Below are 16,593 nucleotides of genomic sequence, written 5' to 3'. Positions count from 1 at the left end.
CGACCAAGCGGGCTCGCAAAGCCGACAGCCGTCGCACCAGGGAGAAGCCCCATGGCCACAGCAGCCACCCCGTCCATCACTCAGCAGAGCCGCGCGAACGCACTGCGTGAGGCCCTCGCCACCCGAGTGGTGGTCGCCGACGGTGCCATGGGCACCATGCTCCAGGCGCAGGATCCGACGCTGGAGGACTTCCAGAACCTCGAAGGCTGCAACGAGGTCCTCAACATCACCCGCCCGGACATCGTCCGGTCCGTCCACGAGGCCTACTTCGGGGTCGGCGTGGACTGCGTGGAGACCAACACCTTCGGCGCCAACTTCAGCGCCCTCGGCGAGTACGAGATCGCGGAGCGGATCTTCGAGCTGTCCGAGTCCGGCGCCCGGATCGCCCGCGAGGTGGCCGACGCCCACGCCGCCGCCGACGGCCGCACCCGCTGGGTGCTCGGCTCGATCGGCCCCGGCACCAAGCTGCCGACCCTCGGCCACGCCCCGTACGAGACGCTGCGCGACGGCTTCCAGCAGAACGCGGCCGGCCTGATCGCCGGCGGCGCCGACGCGCTGCTGGTCGAGACCAGCCAGGACCTGCTGCAGACCAAGGCCGCCATCCTGGGCTCCAAGCGGGCGCTGGCCGAGGCCGGGCTTGACCTGCCGGTGCTGGTGCAGGTGACGGTGGAGACCACCGGCACCATGCTGCTCGGCTCGGAGATCGGTGCCGCGCTCACCGCGCTGGAGCCGCTGGGCGTGGACTACATCGGCCTCAACTGCGCGACCGGCCCGGCCGAGATGAGCGAGCACCTGCGCTACCTGGCCAAGAACGCCCGGATCGGCCTGTCCTGCATGCCGAACGCGGGCCTGCCGGTGCTCGGCAAGGACGGCGCCCACTACCCGCTGTCCCCGGCCGAACTGGCCGACGCCCACGACGTGTTCACCCGCGAGTACGGCCTCTCGCTGGTCGGCGGCTGCTGCGGCACCACCCCCGAGCACCTGCGCCAGGTGGTCGAGCGGGTCCAGGGCCGCCCGATCGCCCCGCGCGACCCGAGGCCCGAGCCCTCGGCGGCCTCGCTGTACCAGGCGGTGCCGTTCCGTCAGGACACCTCGTACCTGGCGATCGGCGAGCGCACCAACGCCAACGGCTCGAAGAAGTTCCGCGAGTCGATGCTGGCCGGCGACTGGCAGGCCTGCGTGGAGATCGCCCGCGACCAGATCCGGGACGGCTCCCACCTGCTGGACCTCTGCGTGGACTACGTCGGCCGCGACGGCGTCGCCGACATGAAGGAGATCGCCGGCCGGCTGGCCACCGCCTCCACCCTCCCGATCGTGCTGGACTCCACCGAGCCGCCGGTGCTGCAGGCCGGTCTGGAGGCGCTCGGCGGCCGCGCGGTGCTCAACTCGGTCAACTACGAGGACGGCAACGCCCCCGACTCGCGCTTCGGGAAGATCGCCTCGCTGGCCCGCGAGCACGGCGCCGGCCTGATCGCGCTGACCATCGACGAGCAGGGCCAGGCCCGTACCGCCGACACCAAGGTCGCGATCGCCGAGCGGCTGATCGCCGAACTCACCGCCGACTACGGCATCGACGAGGGCTCGATCCTGGTCGACTGCCTCACCTTCACCCTGGCCACCGGCCAGGAGGAGTCCCGCCGGGACGGCATCGAGACCATCGAGGCGATCCGCGAGCTCAAGCGCCGCCACCCGAAGGTGCAGACCACCCTGGGCCTGTCCAACATCTCCTTCGGCCTCAACCCGGCCGCCCGGGTGGTGCTCAACTCCGTCTTCCTGCACGAGTGCGTGGAGGCCGGACTGGACTCGGCGATCGTGCACGCCTCCAAGATCCTGCCGATCTCCCGCATCCCCGAGGACCAGCGCGAGGCCGCGCTCGACCTGGTCTACGACCGCCGCCGGGACGGCTACGACCCGCTGCAGCGCCTGCTGGAGCTGTTCGAGGGCGTCTCCGCCGCCTCGGTGAAGGCCTCCAAGGCCGAGGAGCTGGCCGCGCTCCCGCTGGAGGAGCGGCTGCAGCGCCGGATCATCGACGGTGAGCGCAACGGCCTGGAGGCCGACCTGGACGAGGCGCTGACCGTCCGCCCGGCGCTGGAGATCATCAACGACACCCTGCTGGCCGGCATGAAGGTGGTCGGCGAGCTCTTCGGCTCCGGCCAGATGCAGCTGCCGTTCGTGCTCCAGTCCGCCGAGGTGATGAAGACCGCGGTGGCCCACCTGGAGCCGCACATGGAGAAGTCCGACAGCGAGGGCAAGGGCACCATCGTGCTCGCCACCGTCAAGGGCGACGTCCACGACATCGGCAAGAACCTGGTCGACATCATCCTGTCCAACAACGGCTACAACGTGGTCAACCTGGGCATCAAGCAGCCGGTCTCGGCGATCCTGGACGCCGCGCAGGAGCACAACGCGGACGTCATCGGGATGTCCGGCCTGCTGGTGAAGTCCACCGTGATCATGAAGGAGAACCTGGAGGAGCTGAACCAGCGCAAGCTGGCCGCCAGCTTCCCGGTGATCCTCGGCGGCGCCGCGCTCACCCGCGCCTACGTCGAGCAGGACCTGCACGAGATCTACGAGGGCGAGGTCCGCTACGCCCGGGACGCCTTCGAGGGCCTGCGGCTGATGGACGCGCTGATCGCGGTCAAGCGCGGCGTGCCCGGCGCGGCCCTGCCGGAGCTCAAGCAGCGCCGGCACGCCCGGGTCGAGGTGGAGGAGCCGGAGCCCGAGGTGAACCTCGGCCAGATCCGCTCCGACGTCGCCGTCGACAACACCGTGCCGGTGCCGCCGTTCTGGGGCGACCGGATCGTCAAGGGCATCCCGTTCGCCGACTACGCCTCCTGGCTGGACGAGGACGCGCTGTTCAAGGGGCAGTGGGGCCTGAAGGCCGCGCGCTCCGGCGAAGGGCCGTCCTACGAGGAGCTGGTGGAGACCGAGGGCCGGCCGCGGCTGCGGGCCTGGCTGGACCGCCTGCAGACCGAGGGCTGGCTGGAGGCCGCCGTGGTCTACGGCTACTACCCGGCCAACTCCAAGGGCGACGACCTGATCGTCTTCCACGAGGACGGCACCGAGCGCACCCGCTTCACCTTCCCGCGCCAGCGGCGCGGCCGCCGGCTCTGCCTGGCCGACTTCTTCCGCCCGGAGGAGTCCGGGGTGCGGGACGTCGTGGGCCTCCAGGTGGTGACCATGGGCAACCGGATCTCGGAGGCGGCCAACGAGCTGTTCGCCGGCAACTCCTACCGGGACTACCTGGAGCTGCACGGGCTCTCGGTGCAGCTGGCCGAGGCGCTGGCCGAGTTCTGGCACGCGCGGGTCCGCTACGAGCTGGGCTTCTCCGGCGAGGACCCGCAGGACGTCAAGGACATGTTTGCGCTCAAGTACCGCGGCGCCCGCTTCTCGCTCGGCTACGGGGCCTGCCCCGAGCTGGAGGACCGGGCCAAGATCGCCGAGCTGCTGAAGCCGGAGCGGATCGGCGTGGTGCTCTCCGAGGAGTTCCAGCTCCACCCGGAGCAGTCCACCGACGCGATCGTGATCCACCACCCGGAGGCGAAGTACTTCAACGCCCGGTAACTCCCGGTTTCCGTTGCGTTCGCTCTTTCCGGACGAAGCGGGCGTATCCTTGATGATCCTGAACGGGCCGGTCCGCTCACCTGCGGGCCGGCCCGCGCCTTCCCCGGAGACGCTCCGGGCCTGCCGGAAGGACCCCGCCATGACGACCAGCTCCACCGCCACGCGCATCCTCGAACACGGGGACGACCGCGGGCTCCAGGCGGTGCTGCTGGACATGGACGGGACGCTGGTGGACACCGAGGACTTCTGGTGGCAGGCCGAGGCCTCGCTCTTCGCCGAGCTGGGCCACGAGCTGGACGAGGCCGACCGCGCCCACGTGGTCGGCGGCCCGATGGCCAGGGTGATGGAGTACCTGGTCGCCAGGACCGGCGCGGACATCGCGCCGGCGGACCTGGGCGTGCTGGTCAACCAGCGCTTCGTCGACCTGCTGGCCGGCGGCGTGCCGCTCATGCCGGGCGCCGAGCGGCTGCTCAACACCCTTGCCGCGCACGGGATCCCAGCCGCCATGGTGTCCGCCTCGCACCGGCACGTGATCGACATCGTGCTGCGCTCGCTGGGCGCCCACCACTTCGCCTTCACCATCGGCGGGGACGAGGTGCCGCGCACCAAGCCCTTCCCCGACCCGTACCTGGAGGCCGCCCGGCGACTCGGCGCGGAGCCGGTCCGCTGCGTGGTGATCGAGGACACCCCGACCGGGGTGCGGGCGGGCGAGGCGGCCGGCTGCCCGGTGATCGCGGTGCCCTCGGTGGCGGCGATCGAGCCGGCTCCGGGGCGGCTGGTGCTGCCGTCGCTGGAGCAGGTCGACCTCGATCTGCTGCGCTCCCTGGTCGCCTCCCGGGTGTGATTGTCGTCTCATTGCGACTCGGCCTCACCGGCCGATAAGCGGCCCGGCGGGGCTCCGGACCGAAGTCGCCGGGGGAGAAAACGGGCAATGGCTGACAACTCGTCGAGCGCGCCGTGATGCCCTGAACCGCCGTGTCCCAAACGTCATCAGCGCGGGTATCGGTCGTACGTGTTCGATGTGGCACGCTACTCCAGTTCGTGCCACCCAAAAGGACGCGCCTCGTGAAGACTTCAGCTGAACGCCTGGCAGTACTCGGTTGCGCCGGCCTGGTCGCCGTGTCGGTGGCGGGCTGCGGATCGGTGACCGACGTGGTCAAGGGGGACGGCGGCAAGTCGATCACCATGGGCACCAGTCAGCTGACCGGTGTCCTGGACCCGGCGGCCGCCTACGACGCCGGCTCCTGGCTGCTGCTGCGCAACACCTTCCAGTCGCTGCTCACCTTCCAGGCCGCGGCCAGCTCGCCGTCCCCGGACGCCGCGCAGTCCTGCGAGTTCACCAGCGCCGAGGCCACCGAGTACCACTGCACCCTGAAGCCCGGCCAGAAGTTCTCCAACGGTCACCCGCTGACCGCCCAGGACGTGGTCTTCTCGATCGAGCGCACCAAGAAGATCAACGACCAGACCGGTCCGGTCGAGCTGCTGGACTCGATCAAGTCCGTCGAGGCCAAGGGCGACAACGAGGTGATCTTCCACCTCTCCACGCCCGACGCCACCCTGCCGGCGAAGCTGGCGAGCCCGGTCGGCGCCATCGTGGACCACCAGGTCTACCCCGCGGACAAGGTCGTCCCGAACGACAAGCTGATCGGCTCCGGCCCGTACCGCTTCGACGCGGTCGAGAACCTGAGCGGCGGCAAGCAGCTGGGCAAGGTCGTGCTGTCGGCCAACGACAAGTACGGCGGCGAGGCCAAGCTGCGGAACAACAAGTTCACCGTGCGGTTCTTCGACAAGTCGGAGGACCTCAAGGCGGCGCTGGACAAGGGCGAGATCGACCTCACCGACAACAGCCTGGAGCCGAACACCGCCGCCCAGGTCCGCTCCGACCAGCAGGGCGGCAAGACCGACCTCCAGGTGACCGAGGGCGACAGCAACGACACCCGTTCGCTGGTCCTCAACACCAAGGACCCGCTGATGAGCAACGTCGCCGTCCGCCAGGCCGTCGCCCAGATGATGGACCGCAAGGCGCTGGCCCGCGACGTCTTCGCCCGCACCGTCCAGGCGCTCTACTCCATGGTCCCGGCCGGCCTGCCCGGCCACACCACGGCCTTCTTCGACCGCTACGGCGACCAGGACGTGAACAAGGCCAAGAAGATCCTGGCCGACGCCAAGATCCAGACCCCGGTCAAGTTCACCCTCACCTGGTCCCGTTCGCGGGCCGGCAGCAACGAGGCCGAGACGCTGAAGAAGCAGCTGGAGACCGGCGGCCTCTTCCAGGTGACGCTCGTCCAGGAGCCGGACTGGGACTCGTACCGCAAGGGCTGGACCGAGGGCAAGTACCAGGCGTACATCATCGGTTGGTTCGCCGACTACCCGGACCCGGACAACTACCTCGCCCCGCTGCTGATCAACGGCGGTGCGTACCACCACGGTTGGGACGACCCGCGGATCAGCGGGCGGCTGGTGCCGGAGGGCCTCAAGCAGACCGACCGCAGCGCCGCGGCCGCCACCTACGCGCAGATCCAGGCGATCGAGGCCGAGAACGTGCCGCTGATCCCGCTGTACCAGAACAAGTCCTTCTTCGCGGCCCGCTCGTACGTCACCGGCGTCGAGTCCACCGTCGACACCACCGGCTACTTCCGCTTCTGGGAGATCAGCCGGAACAACAAGTAGCGCCCGCAGGACGGCGGCCCGCCCGCATCCCCGTCGGTACGGGGAGCGGACGGGCCGCCGTGACGTTTCCGCGGCCCCCGGGAGGCCCAGGGGCCGCCGGAACCGCTAGAGGGCGCCGGGGCGCACCAGTCCGCTCTCGTAGGCGTACACGGCCGCCTGCACCCGGTCGCGCAGCTGCAGCTTGGTCAGCACGTGGCCCACGTGCGTCTTCACGGTCGTCTCGCTGACGAACAGCTCGGCCGCGATCTCCGCGTTCGACAGCCCGCGCGCCACCAGCTTCAGCACCTCCAGCTCGCGCTCCGTCAGCGCGCCCAGCGCCTGCGGCGGCGCCTCGTCGCCCGAGGGCAGCTTGGTGGCGTACATGTCCAGCAGTCGGCGGGTGATGCTCGGCGCCAGCATCGCCGCGCCGTCCGCGACCACCCGGATCGCCTGCACCAGCTCCTCGGCCGGGACGTCCTTCAGCAGGAAGCCGCTGGCGCCCGCGCGCAGCGCCTCCACCACGTACTCGTCCAGGTCGAAGGTGGTCAGCACCAGCACCTTGGCCGGGCCGTCCCGCCCCGGGCCGGCGATCCGGCGGGTCGCCTCGACGCCGTCCATCCTGGGCATCCGGATGTCCATCAGCACCACGTCGGGCTGCAGCGCCCGCACCTGGTCCAGCGCCTGCTGGCCGTCGCCGGCCTCGCCGACCACCACCAGGTCGGACTCGGCCTCCAGGATCATCCGGAAACCGGTGCGCAGCAGCGGCTGGTCGTCGACCAGCAGCACTCGGATCGTCACCTAGGACTCCTTGCTCATCGGATCCCCCGTGGGATCGCTCTCGTCCGACGTACGGGCTACCGGCAGCGGGTACGGCGGCGGGGTGCCGCCGAACTCCGGGCAGCTGGCCTGGTGGTCGCACCAGTCGCAGAGGCGGTTGCGGGTGGCAGGGAAGTCCCCGGTGGCCACCGCGTGGCCGATCCGCTCCCACAGCGCCAGGAGCTTGCGCTCCACCGCCAGCAGGTCCGCCTGGTCCGGGTCGTAGCTGACCACGTCACCGCCGCCACCGAGGTAGACCAGCTGGAGGCGCTTGGGGATCACGCCCTTCCAGCGCCACACCACCAGGGCGTAGAACTTCATCTGGAACATCGCCTTGCCCTCGAAGTCCCGCGAGGGCGCCCGGCCGGTCTTGTAGTCCACCAGCCGGACCTCGCCGGTCGGGGCGACGTCCACCCGGTCGATGTAGCCGCGCAGCAACAGGCCCGAATCCAGGGCCGTCTCCACGTAGAGCTCCCGCTCCACCGGGTGCAGCCGGGTCGGGTCCTCCAGCCGGAACCACTGGCCGACCAGCTTCTCGGCGTCCGCCAGCCAGCGGGTCAGCGCCGCGCCGTCCGGGTCGTCCGGGAACAGCGTGCCCAGCTCCGGGCGCTCGCCCAGCAGCCGCTCCCACTGCGGGCGCAGCAGGCCCAGCGCCCGCTCCGGCGTCCGCTCGGCCGCCGGGCTGTCGAAGAGCCGCTCCAGCACCGCGTGCACCAGCGTGCCCCGGGTCGCCGCCGAGCTCGGCGGCTCGGGCAGCCGGTCGATCACCCGCAGCCGGTACAGCAGGGGACAGGTGAGGAAGTCCCCCGCTCGGGACGGGGAGAGCCCGGTCGGGGGTGCCGCCGGTCGCGCGGTGGCACTGCTGGTCTCGGTGTGCTGCATGGCTACGACCCTATTGCCCTTCGCCGTCATCCCGCTGCCACGGTGCTGCCACGGCCGCCGTGAGTGGGTAGGAAGCTGGAAGCAGGGCCGTGCGGCGCCGGAGGGCCACGATCACGTAGCGTGGGCGCACCGGGCACGACGGGGGAGACGACCGAAGGGATCACGGTGAGCGACAGCAGGGGGCAGCAGTCCTCCGACCAGCCACCGCAGGCGGGCGAAGGGCGCCCGGCCGGGCCGCCGCCCGAGCGCCGCGGCGGCATCCTGATGGGCCGGCCCTTCGGCGTGCCCGTCTACGTCACACCCTCCTGGTTCGTCATCGCCGCGCTGATCACCTGGGTGTTCGGCGGACAGCTGGGCGACGTGCTGCCCGACCTCGGCGGTGCCCGCTACCTGGTCGCGTTCTTCTTCGCGGTGGCCTTCTACGCCTCCGTGCTGGTGCACGAGCTCGCCCACACCCTGGTCGCGCTGCGCTACAAGCTGGGGGTGCGGCGGATCCAGCTCCAGTTCTTCGGCGGGGTGTCCGAGATCGAGAACGAGGCGGAGCGCCCCTGGCGGGAGTTCTGGCTGGCCTTCGTCGGCCCGCTGCTCTCGCTGCTGCTCGGCGGCGTGTTCTACCTCGCCGTGCGGGCGGTGGAGCCGTCCACCGTGCCCGGGGTGCTGCTCACCGGCCTGATGGTCTCCAACCTGGTGGTCGCCGTCTTCAACCTGCTGCCCGGCCTGCCGCTGGACGGCGGCCGGATGCTGCGCGCGCTCGTCTGGGCGGTCACCGGCAAGCCGATGACCGGCACGGTGGCCGCCGCCTGGGTCGGCCGCGGGCTGGCCGTCGCCGTGCTGATCGGCCTGCCGCTGCTCAGCGCCTCCCGCGGGGTCGAGCGCACCACCACCGACACCCTGGTGGACGCGGTGCTGGCCGCGGTGCTCGCCGCGATCATCTGGAACGGCGCCACCGGCAGTCTGCGCAACGCCCGGCTCAAGGAGGTGCTGCCCGGCCTGCGGCTGCGCGAGCTGGCCCGGCGGGCCGTCGAGGTCACCGCCGACACCCCGCTCGGCGAGGCGCTGCGGCGCGCCCGCGAGGCCCAGGCCGGCGCGGTGATCGTGGTCGACGGCCGGGGCGAGCCGATCGCCCTGGTGCGCGAGTCCGCCGTCCGCTCGGTGCCCGAGCACCGCCGCCCCTGGGTGGCCGTCGGACCGCTCGCCCGCGACCTCGAACCCGGCATGCGACTGGACGCCGACCTCGGCGGTGAGGACCTGCTGCGGGCCGTCCAGGCCACCCCGGCGGGGGAGTACCTGGTGGTCGAGCCGGACGGCCGGGTGTACGGCGTCGCCGCGCTCAGCGACATCGAGCAGCGGCTGACCGCCGCCCTCACCGGCCGCTGACCGGACAGCCGACGATCACCCGCGTCCCGCGGGCCGGTCCGCTTCCCTTAGGATTGTCGGCATGTCCGAACCGACCGGTGCCGCCCGCCGACGCGGGCCCTTCCAGGTCGGGGACCAGGTCCAGCTGACCGACCCCAAGGGTCGCCACTACACGTTCACGCTCCAGGCCGGGAACCAGTTCCACACCCACAAGGGTGCGTTCCCGCACGACGAGCTGATCGGCGCTCCCGAGGGCACGGTCGTGCGCACCACGGGGAACGTTCCGTACCTCGCGCTGCGCCCCCTGCTCCCCGACTACGTCCTGTCCATGCCGCGCGGCGCCGCCGTGATCTACCCCAAGGACGCGGGGCAGATCCTGGCCATGGCCGACATCTTCGCGGGTGCCCGCGTGGTCGAGGCCGGAGTCGGCTCGGGCGCGCTCAGCACGTACCTGCTGCGCGCCGTCGGCGAGCAGGGCATGCTGGCCTCCTACGAGCGTCGGCAGGACTTCGCCGACATCGCCCAGGGGAACGTCGAGCGCTACTTCGGCGGCCCGCACCCGGCGTGGAAGCTCACCGTCGGCGACCTCCAGGACAACCTGGTCGAGACCGACGTCGACCGCGTCATCCTCGACATGCTGGCCCCCTGGGAGTGCCTGGACGTCGCCTCCAAGGCGCTCGTCCCCGGCGGCCTCATCTGCTGCTACGTGGCCACCACCACGCAGATGTCCAAGACCGTCGAGGCGCTGCGCGACCACGGCACCTTCACCGAGCCGCAGGCCTGGGAGACCATGGTCCGCACCTGGCACCTGGAGGGCCTGGCCGTCCGCCCGGACCACCGGATGATCGGCCACACCGGCTTCCTGCTCACCGCCCGCCGCCTGGCGGACGGCGTGGAGCCGCCGCTGCGCCGCCGCCGTCCGGCCAAGGGCGCGTACGGCGAGGACTACGACAACGGGGCGCCCGAGCCCACCCTCCAGGAGCGCGCCGCGGCCCGCAAGGCCGCCCGCGCCACGGACGCGGACCAGCCCGACCTGGGCTGAACCCGGACCCACCGAGAAGGGGTGGTACGAGCACGGCGCTCGTACCACCCCTTTCGCATGCCGCCGAGCACGGTGTGGGACGATGCTCGCTCACGCAGAGCGGCTTGTGGAGCCCTGGAGGGGACGCCTGGTGAAGACCGCGGTCGGGACGACGACGGCGACGACTGGACAGCGGACACCGCGGGGCCGTTCCGGGCCCGGACACGCGCGCACCGCCCCCTGGCACTGGGCCGTCGCCCTGGCCGGCTGCGGCGCGGTGGTGGGGGCCGCGCTGGCCGCCTCCCCGGCGACCGGCACCCCGGTACCCGCCCACGAGACCCCCAAGGCCATCGCCGCGACCGCCGCCCCCGACCCGGCCCGGGCCCAACTCCCGCTGGACTGCGGTCCGTTCCCGGTCAAGACGACGCTGGTCGTGCCCGCGCGGCTCGGTGACGGGCGCCCCGGCACGGTGGTCACCGCGCACTGCGCCACCGAGACCGGCACCCCGCCGGACGCCGTCTTCCTGCTCGGCTTCGGCCCGGGCGAGCGCCCCGAGGTGGTGGCCACCCTGCTCGCCGAACGCGAGAACCTCACCGTGAGCCGGATCGCGGTGCGGTCGGACGGCGTCATCACCGGCCACGCGCAGGGGTATTCGAGCGAGGACGTGCCGCGGTTCCGGCCGGACGTCTCGGTCGACCTCACCTGGACGCACCGGGGCGGCGGCTGGGAACGCTCCCAGGCCGCCGCCCCGGTCTCCGCCGTGTGACGGACCGACTACGGACCCGACTACTCCGCGTCCGGCCCGTACACCTCGACCCGGTCGGCGACCCGGCGCACGTGGATGCAGTCGCCGGGGCACTCCTTCGCCGAGTCCACCACGTCCTGAAGGATCGTCAGCGGCACCGGGGCGGTCTCCCCGGGCTGCTGGCGCAGCTCGTCGTCAGGCCCCTTCACGTAGGCCAGCCCGTCGATGTCGAGCTCGAAGACCTCGGGTGCGTACTGCGCACAGATGCCGTCGCCGGTGCACAGATCCTGGTCGATCCACACCTCCAGCTCCTCGGCCGCTGCCGCCGTCTGCTCGGTCACCGACATGGTCCCCTGCCGTTTCTGTCCCGGGTCGCCCCTATTCCTGGAGCAATCCCGCCATTCGTACAACGATCGGACCTCCAGTTGTGGTCGCGATCGGATATCACTTCGCCCGACGATACATCTGGCCCGCTTTGGGCGGTGCGCGGTGGGTATCCCCCTTAGCAGAGGGGAAGCACGCTGGGGCGAAGATCGGACACGCCCGTTCCATCTTTCTTGATCTAGGGGTTTACGGACCCCTGGTCCCAGGTAGGGTCTGGAAGCGTCCAGCTCCCCGGAGGAGGTGAGGACCGTGGCAGCCCACGATGACGACTACAACCGCAGCACCGGCAGGCCCGCTCGTGGTTCCGACGAGGCCGCTCAGGTCTCGTACCTTGAGCAGGAAATCGCCGTGTTGCGCCGCAAGCTCGCCGACTCGCCGCGCAATTCGAGGATCCTCGAAGAGCGGATCGTCGAGCTCCAGACCAACCTGGCGGGCGTGACCGCCCAGAACGAACGGCTCGCCTCCACCCTGCGCGAGGCCCGCGACCAGATCGTGGCCCTCAAGGAGGAAGTGGACCGGCTCGCACAGCCCCCGGCCGGCTTCGGCACCTTCCTCGACGCGAACGAGGACGGCACCGCGGACATCTTCACCGGGGGGCGCAAGCTCCGCGTGAACGTCAGCCCCAACGTCGCCCTCGACGAGGTGCGGCGCGGCCAGGAAGTGATGCTCAACGAGGCCCTCAACATCGTGGACGCGATGGCCTTCGAGAACATCGGCGAGATCGTCACCCTCAAGGAGCTCCTGGAGGACGGCGAGCGCGCCCTGGTCCTCGGTCACACCGACGAGGAGCGCGTGGTGCGCCTCGCCGAGCCGCTGCGCGGGATGACCATCCGGGCCGGGGACGCCCTGCTGCTGGAGCCCCGCTCCGGCTACGTGTTCGAGGTCGTGCCGAAGTCCGAGGTCGAGGAGCTGGTCCTCGAGGAGGTCCCGGACATCGACTACCGCCAGATCGGCGGTCTGAGCAACCAGATCGAGCAGATCCGCGACGCGGTCGAGCTGCCCTACCTGCACGCCGACCTCTTCAAGGAGTACGAGCTGCGCCCGCCCAAGGGCGTGCTGCTCTACGGCCCGCCCGGCTGCGGCAAGACGCTGATCGCCAAGGCGGTCGCCAACTCGCTGGCGAAGAAGGTCGCCGAGGTCACCGGCCGCCCCCAGGGGAAGAGCTACTTCCTCAACATCAAGGGCCCCGAGCTGCTCAACAAGTACGTGGGCGAGACCGAGCGGCAGATCCGGCTGGTCTTCCAGCGCGCCCGGGAGAAGGCGGGCGAGGGCACGCCCGTCATCGTCTTCTTCGACGAGATGGAGTCCCTGTTCCGCACCCGCGGCTCCGGGGTCAGCTCGGACGTGGAGAACACCATCGTCCCGCAGCTGCTCGCCGAGATCGACGGCGTGGAGGGCCTGGAGAACGTCATCGTCATCGGCGCCTCGAACCGCGAGGACATGATCGACCCGGCGATCCTGCGGCCCGGCCGCCTGGACGTCAAGATCAAGATCGAGCGCCCGGACGCCGAGGCCGCGAAGGACATCTTCTCCAAGTACCTCAAGGACTCGCTGCCGTTCCACCCGGACGACCTCAAGGAGCACGACGGCTCCGTCGAGACCACGGTGGCCGCGATGATCCAGTCGGTCGTGGAGCGGATGTACTCCGAGACGGAGGAGAACCGCTTCCTGGAGGTCACCTACGCCAACGGTGACAAGGAGGTCCTGTACTTCAAGGACTTCAACTCCGGCGCGATGATCCAGAACATCGTCGACCGGGCGAAGAAGATGGCCATCAAGGACTTCCTCGACCACGGCCAGCGGGGTCTGCGCGTCTCCCACCTGCTCGCCGCCTGCGTGGACGAGTTCAAGGAGAACGAGGACCTCCCGAACACCACCAACCCGGACGACTGGGCCCGCATCTCCGGCAAGAAGGGCGAGCGGATCGTCTTCATCCGCACGCTGGTCACCGGCAAGCAGGGCGCCGAGTCCGGCCGCTCGATCGACACTGTCGCCAACACGGGGCAGTACCTGTAAGCACGCGGTTGTCCGGGCCGGCAGCGGTCCCCGGAGCTGTACGCACCCCGTCCGGCTGTGGCGCCTCGCGGCCCCGCAGCCGGACGGCGCGTCTCCGGGCCCGCCGCTCGGCGCCGGGTTCTAGGCTCGACCCACCGTCCGCGGGCAGAGGCCGGCGTCGGTGTTGTTCGGCGGTACGTCAGCGTGCTCCGCCCGTCGGGGGCGGTGCACCGGGCAAGGAGGGCCGCATGACCGTACGGCGCGTGATGGGCATCGAGACCGAGTACGGGATCTCCGTGCCCGGGCACCCCAACGCCAACGCCATGCTCACCTCGTCCCAGATCGTCAACGCGTACGCGGCGGCGATGCACCGGGCACGGCGGGCCCGCTGGGACTTCGAGGAGGAGAATCCGCTGCGCGACGCACGGGGGTTCGACCTGGCCCGCGAGGTCGCGGACGCCAGCCAGCTGACCGACGAGGACATCGGCCTCGCCAACGTCATCCTCACCAACGGGGCCCGGTTCTACGTGGACCACGCGCACCCCGAGTACAGCTCGCCCGAGGTGACCAACCCGCGTGACGCCGTGCTCTGGGACAAGGCCGGCGAGCGGATCATGGCGGCGGCCGCGCAGCGCGCGCTGGAGCTGCCCAACGGGCAGAAGATCCACCTGTACAAGAACAACACCGACAACAAGGGCGCCTCCTACGGCACCCACGAGAACTACCTGATGAAGCGGGCGACACCGTTCGCCGACATCGTCCGCCACCTCACCCCGTTCTTCGTCTCCCGCCAGGTGGTCACCGGCGCCGGCCGGGTCGGCATCGGCCAGGACGGCTCGGCGCACGGCTTCCAGATCAGCCAGCGGGCGGACTACTTCGAGGTCGAGGTGGGCCTGGAGACGACGCTCAAGCGCCCGATCATCAACACCAGGGACGAGCCGCACGCCGACGCCGAGAAGTACCGCCGGCTGCACGTGATCATCGGGGACGCCAACCTCTCCGAGATCTCCACCTACCTCAAGCTGGGCACCACCTCACTGGTCCTGTCGATGATCGAGGACTCGTTCATCGCCGCCGACCTCGCCGTCGACCAGCCGGTGCGCACCCTGCACCGGGTCTCCCACGACCCGACGCTCAAGCACCTGATCACCCTGCGCAACGGGCGCAAGCTCACCGCCGTCCAGCTCCAGCTGGAGTACTTCGAGCTGGCCCGCAAGTACGTCGAGGACCGCTTCGGCACCGACGCGGACGAGCAGACGGTGGACGTGCTGGCGCGCTGGGAGGACGTCCTGGGCCGACTGGAGCGCGACCCGATGTCGCTCTCCCGCGAGCTGGACTGGATCGCCAAGCGGGAGATCCTGGAGGGCTACCGCAGCCGGGACGCCCTGCAGTGGGACAACCCGCGGCTGCACCTGGTCGACCTCCAGTACAGCGACGTACGGCCCGAGAAGGGCCTCTACAACCGTCTGGTGGCGCGCGGCAGGTTCGAGCGGCTGCTCACCGAGGACGAGGTCGAGCGGGCCGTCTCCAAGCCGCCGGAGGACACCAGGGCGTACTTCCGCGGGCGCTGCCTGGAGCAGTACGCGGAGCACGTCGCGGCCGCCTCCTGGGACTCGGTGATCTTCGACCTGCCCGGCCGGGACTCCCTGCAGCGGGTCCCCACCCTGGAGCCGTTGCGCGGCACCCGCAACCACGTCAAGGAGCTGCTGGACCGCTGCCGCACGGCCGAGGACCTGCTCCGGGTGCTGTCCGGCGGGTAACTTTTCGATCACCATGGGTGAACGTCCGCCGAATGGGAATCATCCGGGGTGGCAGCGGGTGTTGGACAGGAAGCGCCACCGGCAAACCGGGAGCGGTAGTCGCACCTTGTGTATAGGGTCGGTGCAGCAAGCAACGACCGAACCGTGCCAGACGAATCGAGCGGGGTGAGGGAAATGGCGAGCAAGGACACCGGCGGCGGCCAGCAGCGGGCGAACCGTTCCTCCGAGGAGGTCGAGGAGCAGGCCGCGGAAAGCCAGAATTCCGACGACCTCAAGGAGCGCCAGGAAAAGCTGAGCGACGACGTCGACGCGGTGCTGGACGAAATCGACGAGGTCCTCGAATCCAATGCGGAGGATTTCGTCCGAGGATTCGTCCAGAAGGGCGGGCAATAGTCCGGCCCGGGCATTCCGGAATTCACGGTCGCGATCGTCCCCGGCGGCCGGGCGGAGAACACCGCCCGGCCGTCCGGCACCGGCCCCTCCACGCGTTCACGGTGATCGTCGGACGGGTAGGGTGCGGGCAGCGCGCGCTTCAAGCTACCTGGAAGGAATCGTGTGGAAGCCAACACTCGCGGCACCGGGCGTCTGCCGGCTGCCTTCCTGACCCCGGGGTCGTCGTCCTTCATCGACTTCCTCGCCGACCACCAGCCGGAACTGCTCCCCGGCCGCCGCGGGCTCCCCGAGGGCGTCATGGTCGAGGCCCCGCACGGGACCACGATCGTGGCCGCGGTGTTCGACGGCGGCGTGGTGATCGCGGGTGACCGGCGGGCGACCATGGGCAACGTGATCGCCCAGCGCGACATGGAGAAGGTCTTCCCGGCCGACGAGTTCAGCGCGGTCGGCATCGCCGGCACCGCGGGCCTCGCGATCGAGATGGTCCGGCTGTTCCAGCTGGAGCTGGAGCACTACGAGAAGATCGAGGGCACCACGCTCTCCCTGGAGGGCAAGGCCAACCGGCTCACCACCATGATCCGGGGCAACCTGGGCATGGCGATGCAGGGCCTCGCGGTGGTGCCGCTGTTCGCCGGCTACGACCTGGACCTCGGCCGCGGCCGGATCTTCAACTACGACGTCACCGGCGGGCGCTCCGAGGAGCGCGGCTTCACGGCCACCGGCTCGGGATCGGTCTTCGCCCGCGGCTCGATGAAGAAGCTCTACCGCGAGGACCTGACGGCCGACCAGGCCGTCACCATGGTCGTCCAGGCGCTGTACGACGCCGCGGACGACGACTCCGCCACCGGCGGTCCCGACCTCGCCCGCAAGATCTTCCCGATCGTCTCGCTGATCACCGAGGACGGCTTCCGCCGGCTCACCGAGGCGGAGGTCACGGAGGTCGCCGTCGCCATCACCGACGAGCGCCTGGCCCGGCCCAACGGCCCGCAGGCCCCGCTGATCTAGCCACCCCCTCACAGGAAAGGGAC

General features: G+C 70.7%; 13 protein-coding genes. 10 read left to right on the top strand and 3 right to left on the bottom strand.

Annotated features, from left to right (window positions below; genetic code table 11):
- Nucleotides 1–51 precede the first annotated feature (51 nt).
- From metH to ACWDBE_RS33495, 3 genes are all read left to right on the top strand, one after another.
- Complete coding sequence (metH, locus tag ACWDBE_RS33505) at nucleotides 52–3,564, top strand: methionine synthase (protein ID WP_449791850.1); 3,513 nt, start codon at nucleotides 52–54, stop codon at nucleotides 3,562–3,564.
- A gap of 139 nt (nucleotides 3,565–3,703) precedes the next feature.
- On the top strand, nucleotides 3,704–4,408 hold the full coding sequence (locus tag ACWDBE_RS33500) for an HAD family hydrolase (protein WP_449791849.1): 705 nt from the start codon (nucleotides 3,704–3,706) through the stop codon (nucleotides 4,406–4,408).
- 221 nt (nucleotides 4,409–4,629) lie between these two features.
- On the top strand, nucleotides 4,630–6,234 hold the full coding sequence (locus ACWDBE_RS33495) for an ABC transporter substrate-binding protein (protein ID WP_449791848.1): 1,605 nt from the start codon (nucleotides 4,630–4,632) through the stop codon (nucleotides 6,232–6,234).
- Between the two features lie 105 nt (nucleotides 6,235–6,339).
- On the opposite strand, the gene ACWDBE_RS33490 is transcribed toward ACWDBE_RS33495, so the two are convergent.
- Together ACWDBE_RS33490 and ACWDBE_RS33485 are read right to left on the bottom strand one after the other, a co-directional pair.
- Entirely contained in the window at nucleotides 6,340–7,011 is a 672-nt protein-coding gene (locus ACWDBE_RS33490) for a response regulator (RefSeq protein WP_049650980.1), read from the bottom strand.
- Nucleotides 7,012–7,911, bottom strand: coding sequence for a RecB family exonuclease (locus ACWDBE_RS33485; RefSeq protein ID WP_402404810.1), 900 nt, complete (start codon nucleotides 7,909–7,911; stop codon nucleotides 7,012–7,014).
- Nucleotides 7,912–8,175: 264 nt separating this feature from the next.
- On the opposite strand from ACWDBE_RS33485, the gene ACWDBE_RS33480 reads away from it, so the two are divergent.
- The 3 genes from ACWDBE_RS33480 (at nucleotide 8,176) to ACWDBE_RS33470 (ending at nucleotide 11,054) form a co-directional block, all read left to right on the top strand.
- A complete protein-coding gene (locus ACWDBE_RS33480; RefSeq protein WP_449809784.1) occupies nucleotides 8,176–9,288 on the top strand; it encodes a site-2 protease family protein in 1,113 nt (370 codons plus the stop codon).
- Nucleotides 9,289–9,349: 61 nt separating this feature from the next.
- Nucleotides 9,350–10,309, top strand: coding sequence for a tRNA (adenine-N1)-methyltransferase (locus tag ACWDBE_RS33475; RefSeq protein ID WP_449791847.1), 960 nt, complete (start codon nucleotides 9,350–9,352; stop codon nucleotides 10,307–10,309).
- A gap of 130 nt (nucleotides 10,310–10,439) precedes the next feature.
- Entirely contained in the window at nucleotides 10,440–11,054 is a 615-nt protein-coding gene (locus tag ACWDBE_RS33470) for a hypothetical protein (protein WP_449791846.1), read from the top strand.
- Nucleotides 11,055–11,074: 20 nt separating this feature from the next.
- Here the strand turns inward: ACWDBE_RS33470 and ACWDBE_RS33465 are convergent, their stop codons facing one another.
- The gene (locus ACWDBE_RS33465) at nucleotides 11,075–11,380 is read right to left on the bottom strand and encodes a ferredoxin (RefSeq protein WP_392874377.1); all 306 of its coding nucleotides are present in this window, start codon (nucleotides 11,378–11,380) and stop codon (nucleotides 11,075–11,077) included.
- A 286-nt stretch (nucleotides 11,381–11,666) separates the two neighbouring features.
- Between ACWDBE_RS33465 and arc the strand changes: the two genes are divergently transcribed.
- The 4 genes from arc to prcB all read left to right on the top strand — a co-directional run bounded on the left by arc (nucleotide 11,667) and on the right by prcB (nucleotide 16,570).
- A complete protein-coding gene (gene arc / locus ACWDBE_RS33460) occupies nucleotides 11,667–13,433 on the top strand; it encodes a proteasome ATPase (protein WP_402404822.1) in 1,767 nt (588 codons plus the stop codon).
- 227 nt (nucleotides 13,434–13,660) lie between these two features.
- Entirely contained in the window at nucleotides 13,661–15,172 is a 1,512-nt protein-coding gene (dop, locus tag ACWDBE_RS33455; RefSeq protein WP_449791845.1) for a depupylase/deamidase Dop, read from the top strand.
- Nucleotides 15,173–15,346: 174 nt separating this feature from the next.
- A complete protein-coding gene (locus ACWDBE_RS33450; RefSeq protein WP_188299085.1) occupies nucleotides 15,347–15,565 on the top strand; it encodes a ubiquitin-like protein Pup in 219 nt (72 codons plus the stop codon).
- 162 nt (nucleotides 15,566–15,727) lie between these two features.
- On the top strand, nucleotides 15,728–16,570 hold the full coding sequence (gene prcB / locus ACWDBE_RS33445) for a proteasome subunit beta (RefSeq protein WP_449809776.1): 843 nt from the start codon (nucleotides 15,728–15,730) through the stop codon (nucleotides 16,568–16,570).
- Nucleotides 16,571–16,593: the final 23 nt, after the last annotated feature.

This window comes from Kitasatospora sp. NPDC001132 (genome assembly GCF_053598415.1).
This window is presented reverse-complemented; position numbering and strand designations above follow the sequence as displayed.

Coding starts and splice junctions, on each gene's coding strand:
- metH (WP_449791850.1), top strand. CDS start 52: ATGGCCACAGCAGCCACCCCGTCCATCACTCAGCAGAGCCGCGCGAAC.
- ACWDBE_RS33500 (WP_449791849.1), top strand. CDS start 3,704: ATGACGACCAGCTCCACCGCCACGCGCATCCTCGAACACGGGGACGAC.
- ACWDBE_RS33485 (WP_402404810.1), bottom strand. CDS start 7,911: ATGCAGCACACCGAGACCAGCAGTGCCACCGCGCGACCGGCGGCACCC.
- ACWDBE_RS33480 (WP_449809784.1), top strand. CDS start 8,176: ATGGGCCGGCCCTTCGGCGTGCCCGTCTACGTCACACCCTCCTGGTTC.
- ACWDBE_RS33475 (WP_449791847.1), top strand. CDS start 9,350: ATGTCCGAACCGACCGGTGCCGCCCGCCGACGCGGGCCCTTCCAGGTC.
- ACWDBE_RS33465 (WP_392874377.1), bottom strand. CDS start 11,380: ATGTCGGTGACCGAGCAGACGGCGGCAGCGGCCGAGGAGCTGGAGGTG.
- dop (WP_449791845.1), top strand. CDS start 13,661: ATGACCGTACGGCGCGTGATGGGCATCGAGACCGAGTACGGGATCTCC.
- ACWDBE_RS33450 (WP_188299085.1), top strand. CDS start 15,347: ATGGCGAGCAAGGACACCGGCGGCGGCCAGCAGCGGGCGAACCGTTCC.